We start from the raw sequence: 17,436 nt of genomic DNA on the forward strand, positions 1-17,436 counted from the left end.
CAACGTATCAGCCTGTCACATCCTCAAGCTCGACCCCTTGAGCCACCACGTCGTCCAGGGCATTTCGCACCATCTGCGCCGATTCGCTGCCAGGTGGCATCTGGGCCAGCAGGCGCTGCCACAGTTCACCGGCGCGGGCATAGTCGCCCTGCTGGTAGGCGACGATGCCGGCCAGCCACTGCGCCGAGCCATACTCGGGGGCCAGGGCCAGCGCCTCATCGACCAACGTGACGACCGGCGGCGTGACTTGGCCGCCAGCGGCCAAGATCAGGCTCTCGGCCTGGCGCGTCAGCAGTTCCGGTGTGTCGGCGAGCCGCTGGCGCGCCTGGGCGTAGGCGTCGGCCGCCTGGGTGTGGCGTTCCAGGAAGGTGTAGGAGCGGGCCAGCATCAGCCACCCTTCGCCATCCTCGGGGTCCTCGGCGAGACGCGCAGCCAAGCCGGCCACCATCTGTTCGACCTCGCCCGCCTCGTGGCCATCCTCTGCGCTGCCGGCAACTTCACCACCTCCGGCACCGGCGTTCGGAGAAACCGAGGCGACGGCGGCTGTTGTCGGGTCCTTCAGGTAGTACTGCAGACCCAGGGCCATCAACGGCACCAGCACGGCCACGGCCAGCAGGCCCATACGCCCCTGCCCTGCGGTTAGCATCGGCGCTTCATCCGGTGCCTCGTCGACATCGACCAGCAGGTTGTGTTCCATTTCGCGGCGAGCCTGGGCGAACTCGTCGCCATTGAGCAGGCCCTCGTCACGCTCCTGCTCGAGCTCGGCGGCGCGCTGCCGGTAGATGGTCAGGTTCAGCTTGCGCTCGGCACGAGCCGAGCGCTCGGCGCGCACCCGGCGCAGCAGCGGCCAGGCCAGCATCAGGGCGGCCAGCAACGCCAGCCCTACGGTGATCCATGTTGCCATGTTCATGCTTCCGGTTCCTCTTCCAGCAGATGGCGGGCACGCTCTTGCGCCGCCGGGTCCGAGGCATCCGCATGCCCCGCCTGGCTGCGGCGTGCGGTAAGATAAAGCACCACGACGCCGATCAGCAGCAGCAAGAAGGGTCCGCTCCAGAGTAAATAGGTGGCGGGGCGCAGTGGCGGTCGATAGAGCACGAATTCGCCGTAGCGCGAGACCATGAAATCGATCACCTCCGCTTCGCTGGCCCCGTCGTTGACAAGGGTGTAGACCTCGCGGCGTAGATCCTGGGCAAGACCGGCGTTGGAGTCAGCCAGTGACTGGTTCTGGCACACCGTACAGCGCAACTCATGCATCAGTGACTGGTAGCGCTCGGCCATGGCCGGCTCGCGGAATTCACGCGGCTCGTAGGCGGCCTGGGCACTGGCCACCACGCCCAGCAGGAGCAGCGCCATCAGCAGCAGCGGTTTCATGTCGTTTCTCCCCTCAGCCGCTCGATCACCGGCAGCAGTTCTTCGCGCGCCTGGCGCGGGCTGATCGGGCCGGTGTGCTTGTAGCGGATGCGCCCCTGGCGATCGACCACGAAGGTCTCCGGCGTGCCGTAGACGCCCCAGTCGATACCCACCCGACCATCCAGATCATGCCCGTTCCAGCGGAAGGGGTTGCCGCCGTGACGCAGGTACTCCAGTGCGTCACTGCGTCGATCCTTGTAGTTGATGCCGTGAATGGGGATACCGTGCTCGTGGGCGAGCTGCATCAGCACCGGGTGCTCCTGGCGACAGGAGACACACCAGCTCGCCCAAACATTGACCAGGGAAACTTCGCCCTCGAGCGAGGCCTGACTCACTTCGCGTGTCGTGTCTTCGAGCATCGGCAGGGTGAAGACAGGCACCGGCCTGTCGATCAGCGGCGAGGGAATCAGCCGCGGGTTGAGCCCCAGGCCGACCAGCAGGAAGCCGACGATCACCATGAAGCCAGCCAGCGGCAGCAGGTAGCGCAGCGACGCACGTTTCATGCCACGCCCTCCTGCCGGCCGGGCACTGTGGTATCGCTCGATGCCGCATCGGCGGCGCGTTCGCGGCGCCGGGAGAGCAACCGGTAGCGGCGGTCGGCGACGGCGATGAAGCCGCCCAGTATGATCATCCCGGAACCGATCCAGAGCCATACCTGCAGCGGGTTGTGATAGAGGCGCAGCGACCAGGCACCCCCGCCCAGCGGCTCACCGAGGGCGGCGAAGAGATCGCGGCGCAGCGTGGTATGGATGGCCGCGTTGCTCATGGGCATGGTCTGCACCCAGTAGGTGCGCCGCTGGGGAAGCAATACGGTAACCGGCTCGCCGTCACGGGTGACCACCACCCGCGCTTCGAGCGCGTCGTAGTTGGGGCCGCGGCGCTGCTCGATGCTTTCCAGCACGAAGGTGTAGCCGGCCAGTTCATGCTGCTCTCCCGGCCCCAGGCGGACATCGCGCTCGCTTTCGAAGACACTCAGCACGGTGATGCCGATCACCAGCACGGCCAGGCCCATGTGGCTGACATGCATGCCCCAGTAAGATGCCGGCAGCTTTCGCAGCGCCGCCAACCGGCGCTGGCGATGCGCCACCTTGGCGTAGATATCACGCAGCGCGGCCAGGATCAGCCAGAAGGCCATGGTCAGACCCAGGGTGGCCATGACGGTGGTACTACCCTGAAGCAGCAGCGGCAGCAGCACGGCGAACACCAGAGCCGCCAGCAGTGTGTGCCAGAGGCGTGCGGTCAATTCACCAGGAGCGACTCGCTTCCAGCGCATCAATGGCCCGAGGCCGGTGAGGAAGATCAACGGCAGCATCAAGGGCACGAACACGGTATCGAAATAGGGAGGCCCCACCGAGATCTTGCCCAGGCCCAGTGCATCCATGACCAGCGGATAGAGGGTGCCGAGCAGTACGGCCGCCAGCGCCACCACCAGCAGGACATTGTTGGCCAACAGCGTGCCCTCCCGCGACACCGCCGTGAACTCAGCACCGCCCTTCACGCTGGGTGCGCGCCAGGCATAGAGGGCCAGCGACCCCCCCACCACGGTGGATAGTAGCAGCAGGATATAGGTGCCGCGAGTTGGGTCGGTGGCAAAGGCATGTACCGAGGTGAGCACGCCCGAGCGCACCAGGAAGGCGCCGAGCAGGCTCAGCGAGAATGCCACGATCGCCAGCAGCACGGTCCAGGTGCGGAAGGCGCCGCGCTTGTCGGTCGCCGCCAGGGAGTGAATCAGGGCTGTGGCGGCGAGCCAGGGCATGAAGGAGGCGTTCTCCACCGGATCCCAGAACCACCAGCCACCCCAACCGAGGGTGTAGTAGGCCCACCAACTGCCCAGGGCAATGCCGAGGAACAGCCAGGCCCAGGCGGCCGTGGCCCAGGGGCGCGACCAGCGAGCCCAGGCGGCGTCGAGACGACCGCCGAGCAGGGCGGCGATGGCGATGGCAAAGGGTACCGCCAGGCCCACGTAGCCCATGTAGAGCGCCGGTGGATGCAGGATAAGACCCGGGTCCTGCAGCAGCGGGTTGAGATCACGCCCGTCGGGCGGAGCCACTGCGAGAACTTCGAAGGGGTTGGAGGTGAACAGCGTGAAGGAGAGAATGCCGACGCTGACCAGACCCATCACCGCTATGGTGCGACCCGCCATCACCTGCGGCAGACTGCCGCTGAAACGCGACACGGCCAGGGACCATCCCGCCAGCATCAGCGCCCACAACAGCAGCGACCCCTCGTGCCCGCCCCAGACGGCAGCAATGCGATACATCAACGGCAGGTTGGAGTTGGAGTGGTTGGCCACGTAGGCCACCGAAAAGTCATGGGTCAAAAAGGCGTAGGTGAGACAGACATAGGCCACGAAGAGGAACAGGAACTGCCCCGCTACCGTCGTGTACGCCGAGGCCACCCAGCTCGACCACCCTCGCTGCACCCCAATCAGGGGCACCACCCCTTGGGCAAGCGCCATCAGCAGCGCTAGAACCAGGGCAAACTGACCGATCTCGGCCGTCATCTCTCCACCTCTCCTTGCCAGTCGAGGGCCCCATGAAGGGAACCGTCTCTCAGCCTCTCTTTATGCGTTCAGGTGTATTCCACTTCCGCCGCCCACACCATCGCGTGGACACGGACAGACCGATACGAACCCCCAGCGCAGAGGGTACCAGCGGGCTCGAAAGGGGGGACACGGACTTAGGTCCGAATTGCGTCGCACTGGGTGCGTCGAGTCCGTTGCTCGATGTCGCTGCACCCCGCCACCAGAATGGCCGGCAAGCTCGGTGAGTAGCGGAAACAACAATCGCCGTGACATGACGCATCTGCACTTTGAAGGGAGCGCATTCATGATAACGCATCACCAGGCAGTTACGCATGCGACACAACGGCGACGGGAGAGTCGCCAAGCGGCAATATTGTCAATCCACGCATATCGCGCGATAGTGGAAGTTCGTTAGTCTGCAAACAGGCCCCGTCCATGGATGCCCTTCGTCGTCACTCACTGCTGATCATTATCCTGGGCAGCCTTGTCATCTCGCTGGCGATGGGTCTGCGCCATGGATTCGGTCTGTTCCTTGAGCCAATGAGCCGCGAATTGGGCTGGGGACGCGAGGTATTCGCCTTCGCCCTGGCACTCCAGAACCTGATCTGGGGGGTGGCACAACCCTTCACCGGGGCGCTGGCAGACCGCTTCGGCGCCGCCCGGGTGGTGGTGATCGGTGGCCTTCTCTACGCGCTGGGGCTGGCGTTCATGGGGCTCTCGGAGTCGGCACTGGGCATGTCGCTTTCCGCCGGGCTGCTGATCGGCCTGGGGCTTTCCGGCACCACCTTCTCGGTGATCCTCGGCGCGGTGGGCCGTGCTGTGGCGGCGGAGAAGCGCAGCATGGCCATGGGTATCGTCAGCGCGGCGGGCTCGTTCGGCCAGTTCGCCATGCTGCCCGGCACCCTCGGCCTGCTCGGCTGGCTGGGCTGGTCGGCCGCGCTACTGGCGATGGGTGCCTTGGCAGCCATGATGGTGCCGCTCGGCAGCCTGTTGAAGGACCGCCCCTCTGCGCGCCAGGCCACCGATCTCTCGCTGCGCGCCGCGCTGGACGAAGCCACCGGGCATCGCGGCTTCTGGCTGCTCTGCCTGGGCTTCTTCGTGTGCGGCTTTCAGGTAGTGTTCATCGGCGTGCACCTGCCCGGCTACCTGTTCGACAATGGCCTGGCCGTTCGGGTGGGCAGCACCGTGCTGGCGCTGGTGGGTTTGTTCAATATTTTCGGCACCTACACTGCCGGCTGGCTGGGCGGCATCTACTCCAAGCCACGCCTGCTGAGTTGGCTGTATCTGACCCGCGGCGTGGTGATCACGGCCTTCGTGTTCCTGCCCTTGAGCCCCGCCAGCGCCTATCTGTTCGGCATCGCCATGGGATTGCTGTGGCTCTCTACCGTACCGCTGACCAACGGTATCGTCGCCTCGGTTTTTGGGGTGCGCCATCTCTCGATGCTGGGCGGCATCGTCTTCCTGTTCCACCAACTCGGCTCATTCATGGGCGTGTGGATGGGGGGTTACCTCTACGATCTCACCGGCCACTATGATGTGGTATGGAAGCTCGCCATTCTGCTCTCGGTGGTCGCGGCACTGCTGCACTGGTTTATCAGCGAGGCACCCGTCAATCGTCCCAAGCCAATGGAGGCCCAGGCATGAGCCGACACTACTTGGTGAAAATTGCCGCGATGCTGGCCCTGGGAGGCGCCCTGGCCTTGGTGTGGTGGGGCTGGCAAACGGCCGACGCCTCGCTGCTGCTGCTCGGTGTACGCCTGTGCTGAGCGAACTGTCAGTGCTTGCCTGCCCTGGCTTGTAGCGCTGCTGCGAAGGCACCGCCCGCGCATTCCGCCGCCAGCTCCCTGGCATGCCTTCCGAACATTCGCCGCACCGGGGCTCGGCATCATGACCGGGCTGGTCATGCTGGGCCTGGGGCAGGCCTGGCTGACCTACCGCGCCAGGCAGGCCCGGGCGGCCGGCGAAGGCTACGGCGAGCATGAAAGCGAACCCCCACCGCACGATTACCTGCGTGAGCGCGCTGCGGGCGAAGGCTTCGACCTGGCCGAGGTCGACCCGCAACCGCGCCGTGGGCTGCCTTCGCTACCCCTGGCACTGTTGCCGATCGTGCTGGTGATTGCGCTGAATCTACTATTCACCGCTGTGATCATCCCGGCCATGGACACCGGCTACCTGTCGGATCCTGTCTACGGCGCCAATGCTTCGCTGCTGCCCATCTTCAACACCGCAAGCCTGGTCGGCTTCGATTCGGTGATCGCCTCGCTGGTGGCGTTCGAGGCCATCAACGCCTGGGTGACCACCGCTGGCGGCGACAGGCCACTGATCTCTCTGGCCCTTGCCGTCAATCTGCTGGCCGGCATGACCGACTCTGCCTCCGGCGGCATGAGCATCGCCCTGTCCACCCTTGGCGACACCTACCTGGCCATGGGTCAGGCGGCCGGCATCTCGCCCGATCATCTCCTTGATCGTACTCATCGTGGCGGGGTCTCTGGTGGGTTCGTTCTAAATACCAGGCGGTGGATATTCAAAACCAGCGCTTGCGCTTGAACCACACCACCATGCCGATGGCGACGGCGATCATCGCACCCAATACCAGAGGATAGCCCCAGTACCAGCCGAGCTCGGGCATGGCGAAGGGGCTGGTGGGGTGGGCGAAGTTCATGCCGTAAACGCCGACGATGAAGGTCAGCGGCATGAAGATGGTGGCAATGATAGTGAGGGTACGCATGCTCTCGTTGAGCCGGTGACTCATGCTCGAGAGATAGATGTCGAGCAGGCTGGCTGTCATGTCGCGATAGCTTTCTACCAGGTCTATTACCTGCACGGTATGGTCGTACACATCGCGCATCCACATGCGCGTATCGGGCATAAACAAGTCCTTGTGATCGCGCAGCAGCTGGTTGATGACCTCGCGGGTGGGCCATAAATAGCGGCGCAGCATGATCAATTCTCGCTTCAGCCCATGCAGCCTCCCAAGCGTCGAGCTGTCGGGATGGTTGAGGATCTCCACTTCGAGCTCCTCGATGCGCTCGCCCACGCCATCAAGCACCGGGAAGGCGTGGTCCACTGCAGCATCGAGCAGGCCATAGAGCAGGTCGTCGGGCTCTGCCAGCGCACGCCCGCCGCGCTCCTTGAGGCGGCGGCGCACTTCAATAAAGGGGTCCAGGCTCTCGGCGATAACGCTGACGACAATGTTGTGGCCCATGAACAGGGATAGCTGATAGAGATGCAGGCTGCCCTCGGCGTCTACCTCGGGTATGCCGAGAATGATCACCAGCGATGCATCGAAGCGCTCTACCTTGGGGCGCTGGCCGCCGTTGATAATGTCCTCCTGGGCCAGCGGGTGAAGCCCCACCCGCTGGCCCAGGAGTTCCAACTCCTCGGCAGTGGGCATGCCCTGCACGTGCAGCCAGCAAAGCGGCTCGTCCGTGCCGAACTCGGGAATCGCCTCAGGCCGGATCTCGCCCATCTCACCCCAGCGGCCGGCATCGCGGCAAGCCAGGGAGAACTCAGCTGGCCCGTGCAGAGCGGCCTGCTCCAGCGATAGCTCGCGTAGCGTCCCGGGCGCGGTGCCAGCCGGGTGGTAGTGCTTGTGAAACAGTCGTGTCATCGGTTCAGATTCCCTTGAACATTCGCTCGTTATAGATCGTGGCGTGCTTTTCGAGCAGTCGTATCTTCGAAGCGTCGGGGTGGAGAGGATTGACGATCGCAATATTTTCCATACCGCCCGCCACGGCACAACTCGGTACCAGCAATATCAGTTTTTCCCTCCGCTGCAGCCACTGCGTGCCAAGCAGTTGGGTGGAAAATGAGCAGGGAAATTCGGCCCATTCGGCAGGCAACCGATCGACCGACCAGGTTTCCACCGTATCATCCGGAGCTTCGAAAACCGCGAGCCGATAGCTGTCGGGAAGATCGCGCGGTGAGGGGACATAGTTTCCGAGCTCCAGCATCGCTACGCTCGGCGTCGTGCCGAAATAGAGTACGGCCACACCAGCCGTATTCCACCGGGCACCATCTCGATAGCTGGCGCCCATGCCACTCATGTTCTCGATGTGCTGATCAGGCCCGATTCGAAACAGCCGCATCAACTGAACTCCCCGTACTCGACCTTGCGCAGGACTTCGCGAACGAGACTACGTCCCTCGAAGGTGTCGAACAGGTCGAGCGGCTTCTCGCCAGAGAGTGCGGGAATGGGCGTATTGAGCCAGCGCAACGCCTTGTCACCGTCACCGAATACCTTGCGGGTCTGGTAGAAAACCCGAAGCACATCCAACACTTCTTCACTGTCGGTGCGACTCAACGCCTTGCGCTTGTAGAAACGGTGCAGGTTGCCCGGCGTCGTCTCCAGCAGCCTGACGAACAGCTCCCGGTTATCGCCCAAGGCATGAATAGCCTGCTTCACGACGCTGCCCGAGATCCCCTCCCGCACCATCTGAATGAAGGCGACCTTGTCGCGGTACACTGCGGGCGGCACCCTGACCCCCTGAATCCCCTCTTCGCTGCCGCAGTCTCTCTCCAGCACTTCCATGGTAAGCCCCTCGTATCAGCCTGCTTATGCTCCTATGACACTCTACTTCATTTTGATGCTCAAATATCATCATAATGCCAAAAAACCTGACAACTGGCGATCGAGGCCGTGGCAGAGGCCTTGGATGGCAGCCTGGATACCCGGCTGGAGGCGTGATGGTGGACGGGTATGAGCGCCTTCATGGCATGTCCCTATGACGAAAGAGGCCCGTCGCCATAAGGCGCCGGGCCTGCCCGTCGAGGTTATGTCTTCAGACATGCATGGCCTTCAGACGTGCATGATCTCGTCCTTGAGCGAGTAGGCGATGCCGAGCATCTCCTGCCGCGTCTGGGGGTCGATTTCATGCTTGTCGAGCACTGCGAGAATGTCATCGATGGCGGCCATGTACTCCGCCTCACTGATGTTCATGCCGCGATGCGCTTCAGGCATGCTCCTGCCGTGATACTCATGGGGCCCACCGCCACCTGCCGAGAGAAAATTCCGCAGGTGGCCCTTGACTTCTTCCAGGTGATGCGGGTCTTCGGCATAGGGCAGGAATCGCGCCTGGATGTTTGGGTTCTGCATATGACTCTCGACGATATCCTCGACCAGTGCGGCAATGCCACGCTCGCCGCCCAGGCGCTCATAGAGGCTAATACTTGTCATCTTGTACCTCCCTGGTTGGTCTATTCACCAACCCTTACCGCTGGTTTGGGGCAGGCGGAATGACTGCCCGGAATAGACCAGTCGGTACATTTTTTGCTCAAACAAGAACCTCTCGGCGGCTCGAATGAAAACCTATCGAGATGCGGCCGAAAAGTAGAAGTCGAGCATGCGTTCGAGCGGGCCGGGATTGCGACGCAAACGGCTGCGCAGTGCCGCACCTTCCCAGCAGTCCACCAGCAGATCCGCCATTTCCCGGGGGTCGCTGTCAGGCGGCAAGTCTCCCTGTTGCTGGGCCTCTTCCAGGCAGCCGGCGATACGCTCGGCGATGGTAATAAAGCAGGTCTCTATCTTGTCGCGAAACGCTGGACTGATACCGGAAAGCTCCTGACCCAAGCCGCCTAGCAGGCAGCCGAGGTAACCTTCCTGGCGGTACTTTTCCCAGGAGAGTTCGAAGAACCGACGAACTCGCTCCAGGGGCGCCAGCGAGGTATTGCCCAGGCTCAGGTCCAGGCCGTAATGCACTTCCACCATATAGCGATCAACGACCTGAAGAGCGAAGTCCTCCTTGCTGCTGAAATGATGATAGAAGGAACCCTTGGGCGTGTGCGTTGCCGACAGTAAAGCCTGAATTCCTAGATCGCTGTATCCCTGTTTCAGCAACATGGCGAGCCCCGCCTCGAGCAACCGATCCTTCGTTACATGTTGCATTCACTTTCCTCAGACACCGAGTTTCCTCTAAGACCGACTTTCTATGGATCAACCTTCTATGGATCAACCTTCTATGGATCAACCTTCTATGGATCAACCTTCTATGGATCAACCCGCTCTGGACCGCTCTGGATCATTTTTCTTTAGACCGACTGGTCTATTATCAGTGTGGCTCAAGTTTACGCTTCGTCAAGCGCTATCGACCTGCCTTCGCTGAGTGGCCCCACTAACCCGGCCGGCTCCCCCGGTGCAGACAGACCCAACCAGGAAGCCTACACTGCATCGCAGCACTCAAGCTTCTGGATTCAGGACACAAGGAGACAACATGGCGAAGGATGACAAGAAGCGAATCGATCTGGCATTGCAGGGCGGCGGCTCCCACGGTGCATTGACCTGGGGCGTGCTCGACCGCCTGTTGGAAGAGGATCGGCTGGAGATCGACGGTGTCAGCGGCACCAGCGCCGGCGCCATGAATGCGGTGGTGCTGGCCGACGGGCTGCACAAGGGTGGGCGCGAGGGCGCCCGGGAAGCGCTGCACACGTTCTGGAAGGGGGTCAGCGATGCGGCACGCTTCTCTCCCATTCAGCGCAGCCCCTGGGATCGGCTGATGGGCAACGACGGCCTCGACAACTCGCCGAGCTACCTGTTCTTCGAGAGCCTCACCCAGCTGATCGCGCCCGCGAAACTCAACCCCATGGCCATCAATCCGCTGCGTGACCTGGTCTGCGAGCTGGTCGACTTCGAACGGGTGAACGCCTGCCGCAAGGCGAAAGTGTTCATCACTGCTACCAATGTGCGCACCGGTCGTGCAACGGTGTTTCGCCAGCCCGAGCTGAGCGTGGATACCGTCATGGCCTCGGCCTGCCTGCCCTTCATGTTCCCCGCCGTGGAGATCGACGGCGAGGCGTACTGGGACGGCGGCTACAGCGGCAACCCCGCTCTGTACCCGCTGGTCGATGACCAGGGTTGTCGCGACCTGGTGGTGGTTCAAGTCAACCCGCTGGTTCGCCATCAGCTGCCCAACAGCGCCCGAGACATCATCAACCGCATCAACGAGATCACCTTCAACACCAGCCTGATCAAGGAGCTGCGCAGCATCCAGCTGCTGCAGCAACTGATCGACTCGCAGGAAATGGAGCTGGAACAGTACCGCTCGATGCGTCTGCACCTGATCCATGCCGAGCAGGAGGTAGAGAAACTCAGCGCCTCGAGCAAGCTCAACGCCGAATGGGATTTCGTTTCCCGGCTGCACATCCAGGGCCGCGCCTGGGCCGACCTGTGGCTCGAACAGCACTTCGATTCCATCGGCGAGTGCTCGACCTTCGACCTGAGTGCGGTATTCCAGGATTCCTTTCGCCCGTTTGCCCGGCCGGAGGAAGCGCCCACCGGGCCTGGCAAGGGTGGCGAGTAAACCCAGTCTGCCCTGCTCGATGGCACTCTCGATGGCACTCTCGATGGCACTCTCGATGGCACTCTCGATGGCACTCTCGATGGCACTTTCCCGCACGAGGTGCCGGAAGCCCCGACCGGGAAAAGGCCGGGGGAATGGTTCAGGTGATTCGGCCTGGACGGGCATGCGTGTGTCGTTCCGCGAGTGCCGTCAGGCCCTCCTTGGCTTACCATGGGGCTTCGCCACCCTGGCCGGAGACGCACATGCCGGAACTCGACAACGCCTTCCAGGCCGCCCTCAACCTGATTCTGGGCCTGGACCCGACGCTGCTCGGTATCGTGACCCTATCGCTTCAGGTATCGCTTGCCGCCGTGGCCATCGGGGCGTTGATCGGGCTGCCGCTGGGTGCCGCACTGGCGCTGTGGCGGTTTCCGGGACGCGGCCTGGTGGTCACACTGCTCAACGCCTTCATGGGCTTGCCGCCGGTGGTGGCCGGGCTGGTGGTCTACCTCATGCTGTCCCGGGCCGGCCCCCTGGGCGAGCTGGGCCTGCTGTTCACCCCCTCAGCCATGGTCATCGCCCAATCGCTGCTGGTACTGCCCATCATCGCCGCCTTGACCCGCGACCACGTCCTGACCCTGTGGGATGAGTACCGCGAACAGCTATGCTCCTTCGGCGTGACTCGCCTTCGTGCCATGCCGAGCCTGCTCTGGGATGCCCGCTTCGCACTGATGACAGTGATCCTCGCCGGCTTCGGCCGGGCCAGCGCCGAGGTCGGCGCCGTACTGATCGTCGGCGGCAACATCGAGGGTGTGACCCGGGTAATGACCACGGCCATCGCCCTGGAGACCAGCAAGGGCAACCTGTCGCTGGCACTCGGCCTGGGCCTGGTGCTGCTGGGGCTGGTAGCCCTGGTCAACGGCACGGCCTATCTGGTCGGCGAACGCGCCAGGAGAAAGCTGGGATGAACCACTTCTGCCAGCCCGGCACGCGGCTGCCACCTGCCTTGCAGACAGATGAACCTTTGCTGCGCCTTGAGGCACTGGGCTTTTCCCATCAGGGAGTACCGCTGCTGCAGGGTATCGAGCTGACGCTGAAACCCCGTGGCCGCACTGTGATACTCGGGCCCAATGGGGCCGGCAAGAGCCTGTTGATGCGCCTGGCCCACGGCCTGCTCACCCCCAGCAGTGGCCAGGTACGCTGGGCTTGCCATGAAAGCGGCCGCCCTCTGCGCCAGGCGATGGTCTTCCAACGTCCGGTGATGCTGCGCCGCTCCGCGTTAGCTAATCTGAGCTATGCCCTGGCCGCCCGGGGCGTACCCTGGCGGCAGCGTCGTAGCCTGGCGACGGCGGCGCTGGAGCGTTTTGGGCTCACCAATCTGGCCGACCGCCCGGCCCGGGTACTCTCCGGCGGCGAGCAGCAGCGCCTGGCCCTGGCGAGGGCCTGGGTCCTGGAGCCCGACGTGCTGTTTCTCGATGAGCCCACCTCGGCACTGGACCCGGCATCGATGCGGGCGGTGGAGGATGCGGTTCACGCCTTCCACGACCAGGGCTCGCGCATCGTGATGACCAGCCACGATCTGAACCAGGCCCGCCGCCTGGCCGACGACATTATCTTCCTGTACGAGGGTCGTATCATCGAGCATACGCCAGCGCAGACGTTCTTCCGCGAGCCGAGCAGCCAGCTCGCCCGCGACTTCCTCTCCGGCGAACTGCTCGGCTGATGGGCGTCGCCCGTGTACTGTTCGTCGCCTGCCTCTTGGCAGCGCCCCACGCCGGGGCCGGTGAACGCTACATCGTGCTCGCCTCGACCACCTCGACCGAGCAGTCGGGGCTCTTCGCTCACCTGTTGCCACTGTTCGAGGCCAGCACCGGCATTTCGGTTCGCGTCGTCGCCGTGGGCACTGGGCAGGCCTTCGCCATCGCTCGGCGCGGCGACGCCGATGCCCTGCTGGTGCACGACCCCGCAGGCGAGGCGCAACTCATCACCGGGGGGCATGCCCGCGAGCGAGCGGAGATCATGGCCAATGATTTTGTGCTCGTGGGGCCCAGCCACGACCCCGCCGGGATCCGGGCGGCCGAAAGCGCCGAAGACGCCTTTCGCCGCCTGGCCGCGAGCCGCTGGCCCTTCACCTCCCGCGGCGACGACAGCGGTACCCACCGCGCCGAGCTGAAGCGATGGCAAGCTGTCGAGATTGCCCCCCCAGAGCGAGTGGTATCGGGCCCTGGGAAGCGGCATGGGTGCAACGCTCAATACCGCCGCCGCCATGGATGCCTACGCTTTCACGGATCGCGCCACCTGGGTCGCCTTCAAGAATCGCCAGGATCTCGCGCTGCTCTTCGAGGGGGACGAGGCGTTGTTCAACCAGTATGGCAGTCTGCTACTCAGCGCCGAGCGCCATCCCCATCTCAACCACGACCTGGCGGAGACCTGGCACCGGTGGCTGCTCTCCGAAGCCGGCCAGCGGGCGATCGCCGATTTCGAAATTGCCGGGGTCGCCGTGTTCGTGCCCAATGCCCGGCGAGAGGGCGACGCAACGCCCAACGACGAATGACGCACCACACGACACTCACTCCAGGCTCGCCAGCATCGTCCCCAGTTCGTTAGCGATGAATCGCGGTTCGACGCAATCGCCCAGGTGGCCCTGGGCAAATGTCAGAAAACCCAGCGCGGCGTGGGGAAGACGCCGGTCGCGTCGCACGATGAACTGCCAGTGACTCTCGATGGGCCATCCTTCCACCGGCAGGATCACCAGATCGGGATGCTCCGGCGGCAGCACATGCTCGGAGAGCACCGCGAGCCCCATGCCCGACGCCACCCCCACACGAATCGCCTCGTTGCTGGCCATCTGCAGGGTTGGGCCCAGCGACAGCCCCTGCTCCTGCAACCAGCTCTCGAATAGCATGCGCGTGGCAGAACCGGGCTCGCGCAGCAGGAAGCGCTCCGTCAGCAGCTCGCTCATGGTGACGCGCTCGCGGCTGGCCATGGCATGGCCCTGCGGGGCGATCACGACCAGTGGGTTGCGCAGGAATCGACCGGCCAGGGCATGGGCCAGCGATGGCGGATGGCTGAAGACATAGAGATCGTCATCCTGGCGCTCGAAGCGCGTCAGCATCTGGCGCCGGTTGCCGATATGCAGCGTCACGTCGACCTCGGGAAACGCCTGGCTGTATGGCCCCAGCAACCGGGGGAGTACGTACTGCGCGGTGTTGACCAGGGCGATGCTGAAGCGCCCCCGCTCGCCACCTCTGAGGGCTGCCAGGTAGTCTTCGAAGTCGTCGAAGCGGTCGAGTACTTCTCGGCTGGCGCGATAGAGTTCGGTGCCGGCCTCGGTAGTCGCCAGGCGGCCACGGCGGCTCTCCAGCAACGGCTCACCCACCGCCTCGCTCAACCGCTTGAGCTGCTGGGAAACCGTGGGCTGGGTGAGATGTAGCTGGCGGGCCGCATCGCTGACCGAGCCGCTGCGTACTACGGCGGCATAGACCTGCAGCAGACGAAAGGTGAGATGACGCACGTTCATGGCAGGCTCCGACAGTCCTCGAATTGAGTAATTGCAGGGAGGGTCTAACACGGAGGACACCCTATATAGATGATACTCTATATAAAAGTCATGTGTTTGTTATTGGTATCAATAGAACACTTTAACGACAATCCCCGGCGCTTCCCGTTAATCGATACGAGAGTCCCACATGCCCGATATCGTGGTGATGTTCTTCCTGCTCGGCCTGGTGGCCGGCGTGTTGAAATCCGACCTGACTATTCCCAAGGCCGCCTACGACACCCTGAGCTTGCTGCTGATGCTGACCATCGGCCTCAAGGGCGGCATGGCGCTTTACGGCAACCTGGGGTGGTCACTGCTACCGGAACTGCTCGCCGTGGCGGCCCTTGGGGCACTGATCCCGCTGGCCCTGATGCCGGTACTGCGCCGTGTCGTGCGTCTGTCTCCTGCCGACAGTACCAGTATCGCCGCACACTACGGCTCGGTGAGTGCCGGCACCTTTGCCGTGGCGCTCTCCTTCGCTGAGAGCCGGGCGTTGCCCATCGGCGCCGAGGTCACGCTTTACCTGGTGATGATGGAACTGCCGGCGATCATGGTGGCCATCGCACTTTACCGGCGCCATGCCGGCAAGAACTCCGGCGAAGCCATGCAGGGCATCTGGCACGAAACGCTGACCAACCGCGGCGTCATCCTGCTGGCCGGCGGAGCAGTCATTGGCGCCATGTACGGCCCCGGGGAGGGTTCGGACGTCACCGAACTGTTCATGGGTGCCTTCCATGCCGTACTCGCCCTGTTCCTGCTGCAGATGGGCCTGACCGCAGCCGAGACACTGCGCCCCATACCCTGGTTCCACTGGCGCCTGCTCACCTTCGCCCTGGTGGCGCCGTTCGTCCTGTCACTGGCGGGCCTGGCGGTCGGCCTGGCACTGGGCCTTCCCAGCGGCTCCCTGCTGATCCTGACGGCACTTGCCGCCAGCGCCTCGTACATTGCCGCTCCGGCCGCCATGCGCACGGCCATTCCCGAAGCCAACATCGGGCTGGCCATGCTTGCGGCACTCGGCTTCACTTTCCCGCTCAACGTGATCGTGGGCATCCCCATCTATCATCAGTTGGCGCTGTGGCTGGGCTGAGCTAAACCTGGGCGTCACCGGCCGGATTCGCTGGCGCCAATCTCTGTTTTTGCCAATCTTGCACTTTTCGCCTAGTTTCCAGCCAGCTCGATGCTTCCCACCGCGTTTCTTGGCACCTCGCTCCTTCCGATCGCGTCTGTTCGTCTTCGACATTCGTCGCAGCCGCCAAACCTGCACTTTACGTTAACGTCAACCTGTCCTAGTCTTGTAGCCATTCCAAGCTGCAAGGCGAGTCTATGCTCGCTCGCCTCGTACGCCCAGACAGCCGTGATACCCGACACAAAATAAGGGAGTTCCGCCAATGCTCACGCCCTACAAACCCCTCGACTTCGGCCTCGATGATGAACTGAACATGCTGCGCGATCAGGTAAACGCCTTCGCCCGCGACGAGATCGCTCCGCGTGCAGCAGAGATCGACGAGAAGAACGAGTTCCCCAACGACCTGTGGCAGAAATTCGGCGACATGGGGCTGCTGGGCATCACCGTCTCGGATGAGGATGGCGGCACCGGCATGGGTTACCTGGCGCACTGCATCGCCATGGAAGAGATCTCCCGGGCCAGCGCCTCGGTGGGACTCTCCTACGGCGCGCACTCCAACCTCTGCGTCAACCAGCTCAAGATCAACGCCAATGCCGAGCAGAAGGCCAAGTACCTGCCAAAGCTGATGAGCGGCGAGCATGTCGGCGCACTCGCCATGTCCGAGCCGGGCGCCGGCTCCGATGTGGTCTCCATGAAGCTGCGCGCGCGCAAGGAGGGCGATCACTTCGTCCTCAACGGCAACAAGATGTGGATCACCAACGGCCCCGACGCCGATGTGCTGGTGGTCTACGCCAAGACCGACCCGGACGCCGGCTCCAAGGGCATCACCGCCTTCATCATCGAGAAAGGCATGCCCGGCTTTACCACCGCCCAGAAGCTCGACAAGCTCGGCATGCGCGGCTCCAACACTTGCGAACTGGTGTTCCAGGACTGCGAAGTGCCCGTCGAGAACGTGCTTGGCGAGCTGAACCGCGGCGTCAAGGTGCTGATGAGCGGCCTGGACTACGAGCGCACCGTACTCGCCGCCGGCCCGATAGGTATCATGCAGGCGGCCATGGACATCGTGGTGCCCTACATCCACGAGCGTAAGCAGTTCGACCAGTCCATCGGCGAATTCCAGCTGGTGCAAGGCAAGATCGCCGACATGTACACCACGCTGAACGCCTGCCGCGCCTATCTCTACGCCGTGGCCGCCGGCTGCGACCGCGGCCAGACATCCAGGAAGGACGCCGCCGGCGTGATCCTCTACTGCGCCGAGAAGGCCACCCAGGTGGCACTGGACGCCATTCAGCTGCTCGGCGGTAATGGGTACATCAACGAGTACCCCACCGGACGCCTGCTGCGTGACGCCAAGCTCTACGAAATCGGCGCCGGCACCAGCGAGATCCGCCGCATGCTGATCGGCCGCGAGATCTTTAACGAATCAAGGTAAGGGTGGCTTCCGCCGAGGCACCTGGCGGCGCCAGTCGCGATGCGGAGCAGCGCTCCAACAAGGTCTAAGGACGCTGCACTGTAGGAGCAGCTTTAGCTCGCGACTGGAGGCCGAAGGACTCCCGGCGGC

At 63.6% G+C, this 17,436-nt stretch carries 19 protein-coding genes and 1 pseudogene; 10 read left to right on the forward strand and 10 right to left on the reverse strand.

Features of this window, described 5'->3' with window-relative positions:
- Window positions 1–7: 7 nt before the first annotated feature.
- Genes ccmI through DU490_RS13100 form a run of 4 tightly spaced genes read right to left on the reverse strand, consistent with a single transcriptional unit; the run spans window position 8 to window position 3,913 of the window.
- Entirely contained in the window at window positions 8–910 is a 903-nt protein-coding gene (gene ccmI, locus DU490_RS13085) for a c-type cytochrome biogenesis protein CcmI (protein WP_114574732.1), read from the reverse strand.
- Complete coding sequence (locus DU490_RS13090; RefSeq protein WP_114574733.1) at window positions 907–1,371, reverse strand: cytochrome c-type biogenesis protein; 465 nt, start codon at window positions 1,369–1,371, stop codon at window positions 907–909. Before DU490_RS13090 ends, ccmI begins: the two co-directional genes overlap by 4 nt.
- Complete coding sequence (locus DU490_RS13095) at window positions 1,368–1,913, reverse strand: DsbE family thiol:disulfide interchange protein (RefSeq protein ID WP_114574734.1); 546 nt, start codon at window positions 1,911–1,913, stop codon at window positions 1,368–1,370. The genes DU490_RS13090 and DU490_RS13095 overlap by 4 nt, the downstream gene beginning before the upstream one ends.
- Entirely contained in the window at window positions 1,910–3,913 is a 2,004-nt protein-coding gene (locus tag DU490_RS13100) for a heme lyase CcmF/NrfE family subunit (RefSeq protein ID WP_114574735.1), read from the reverse strand. The genes DU490_RS13095 and DU490_RS13100 overlap by 4 nt, the downstream gene beginning before the upstream one ends.
- Window positions 3,914–4,369: 456 nt before the next feature.
- Between DU490_RS13100 and DU490_RS13105 the strand changes: the two genes are divergently transcribed.
- From DU490_RS13105 to DU490_RS13110, 3 genes are all read left to right on the forward strand, one after another.
- Window positions 4,370–5,578: an MFS transporter gene (locus tag DU490_RS13105; RefSeq protein WP_114574736.1), complete on the forward strand. Its 1,209-nt coding sequence runs from the start codon at window positions 4,370–4,372 to the stop codon at window positions 5,576–5,578.
- On the forward strand, window positions 5,575–5,700 hold the full coding sequence (locus DU490_RS17475; protein ID WP_258801658.1) for a hypothetical protein: 126 nt from the start codon (window positions 5,575–5,577) through the stop codon (window positions 5,698–5,700). The genes DU490_RS13105 and DU490_RS17475 overlap by 4 nt, the downstream gene beginning before the upstream one ends.
- A gap of 121 nt (window positions 5,701–5,821) precedes the next feature.
- Entirely contained in the window at window positions 5,822–6,481 is a 660-nt protein-coding gene (locus DU490_RS13110; RefSeq protein ID WP_181870045.1) for a hypothetical protein, read from the forward strand.
- On the opposite strand, the gene corA is transcribed toward DU490_RS13110, so the two are convergent.
- The 5 genes from corA to DU490_RS13135 form a co-directional block, all read right to left on the reverse strand.
- Complete coding sequence (corA, locus tag DU490_RS13115; protein WP_114574737.1) at window positions 6,459–7,544, reverse strand: magnesium/cobalt transporter CorA; 1,086 nt, start codon at window positions 7,542–7,544, stop codon at window positions 6,459–6,461. The two genes, DU490_RS13110 and corA, sit on opposite strands and share 23 nt — an antisense overlap.
- Before the next feature lie 4 nt (window positions 7,545–7,548).
- The gene (locus tag DU490_RS13120; RefSeq protein ID WP_114574738.1) at window positions 7,549–8,022 is read right to left on the reverse strand and encodes an RES family NAD+ phosphorylase; all 474 of its coding nucleotides are present in this window, start codon (window positions 8,020–8,022) and stop codon (window positions 7,549–7,551) included.
- Complete coding sequence (locus DU490_RS13125) at window positions 8,022–8,465, reverse strand: antitoxin Xre/MbcA/ParS toxin-binding domain-containing protein (protein WP_114574739.1); 444 nt, start codon at window positions 8,463–8,465, stop codon at window positions 8,022–8,024. Before DU490_RS13125 ends, DU490_RS13120 begins: the two co-directional genes overlap by 1 nt.
- A 267-nt stretch (window positions 8,466–8,732) precedes the next feature.
- Entirely contained in the window at window positions 8,733–9,110 is a 378-nt protein-coding gene (locus tag DU490_RS13130) for a group 1 truncated hemoglobin (protein WP_181870046.1), read from the reverse strand.
- Between the two features lie 132 nt (window positions 9,111–9,242).
- Window positions 9,243–9,818: a TetR/AcrR family transcriptional regulator gene (locus DU490_RS13135; RefSeq protein ID WP_114574740.1), complete on the reverse strand. Its 576-nt coding sequence runs from the start codon at window positions 9,816–9,818 to the stop codon at window positions 9,243–9,245.
- 325 nt (window positions 9,819–10,143) lie between these two features.
- Here DU490_RS13135 and DU490_RS13140 point away from each other — a divergent pair, with 325 nt between their 5' ends.
- The 5 genes and pseudogenes from DU490_RS13140 (at window position 10,144) to DU490_RS17485 (ending at window position 13,762) form a co-directional block, all read left to right on the forward strand.
- Complete coding sequence (locus DU490_RS13140; protein WP_114574741.1) at window positions 10,144–11,229, forward strand: patatin-like phospholipase family protein; 1,086 nt, start codon at window positions 10,144–10,146, stop codon at window positions 11,227–11,229.
- Between the two features lie 242 nt (window positions 11,230–11,471).
- Window positions 11,472–12,176, forward strand: coding sequence for an ABC transporter permease (locus DU490_RS13145; protein ID WP_114574742.1), 705 nt, complete (start codon window positions 11,472–11,474; stop codon window positions 12,174–12,176).
- Window positions 12,173–12,931: an ATP-binding cassette domain-containing protein gene (locus DU490_RS13150; protein WP_114574743.1), complete on the forward strand. Its 759-nt coding sequence runs from the start codon at window positions 12,173–12,175 to the stop codon at window positions 12,929–12,931. Before DU490_RS13145 ends, DU490_RS13150 begins: the two co-directional genes overlap by 4 nt.
- Window positions 12,931–13,356 (forward strand): annotated as a pseudogene (locus tag DU490_RS17480) (substrate-binding domain-containing protein); the annotation flags it as partial. The gene DU490_RS13150 and the pseudogene DU490_RS17480, both read left to right, overlap by 1 nt.
- Before the next feature lie 88 nt (window positions 13,357–13,444).
- Window positions 13,445–13,762, forward strand: a complete 318-nt coding sequence (locus tag DU490_RS17485) for a hypothetical protein (RefSeq protein WP_258801659.1) — start codon at window positions 13,445–13,447, stop codon at window positions 13,760–13,762.
- Window positions 13,763–13,777: 15 nt separating this feature from the next.
- On the opposite strand, the gene DU490_RS13160 is transcribed toward DU490_RS17485, so the two are convergent.
- Window positions 13,778–14,728 carry a LysR family transcriptional regulator gene (locus DU490_RS13160; RefSeq protein ID WP_114574744.1) on the reverse strand — a complete coding sequence of 317 codons (951 nt, stop codon included), beginning with the start codon at window positions 14,726–14,728 and terminating at the stop codon, window positions 13,778–13,780.
- A 169-nt stretch (window positions 14,729–14,897) separates the two neighbouring features.
- Here DU490_RS13160 and DU490_RS13165 point away from each other — a divergent pair, with 169 nt between their 5' ends.
- Complete coding sequence (locus tag DU490_RS13165) at window positions 14,898–15,836, forward strand: sodium-dependent bicarbonate transport family permease (RefSeq protein WP_114574745.1); 939 nt, start codon at window positions 14,898–14,900, stop codon at window positions 15,834–15,836.
- A gap of 301 nt (window positions 15,837–16,137) precedes the next feature.
- Entirely contained in the window at window positions 16,138–17,307 is a 1,170-nt protein-coding gene (locus DU490_RS13170; RefSeq protein WP_114574746.1) for an isovaleryl-CoA dehydrogenase, read from the forward strand.
- Window positions 17,308–17,436: the final 129 nt, after the last annotated feature.

The sequence above is a fragment of the Halomonas sp. DQ26W genome, from assembly GCF_003339685.1.
Classification (GTDB): Bacteria; Pseudomonadota; Gammaproteobacteria; order Pseudomonadales; family Halomonadaceae; genus Halomonas.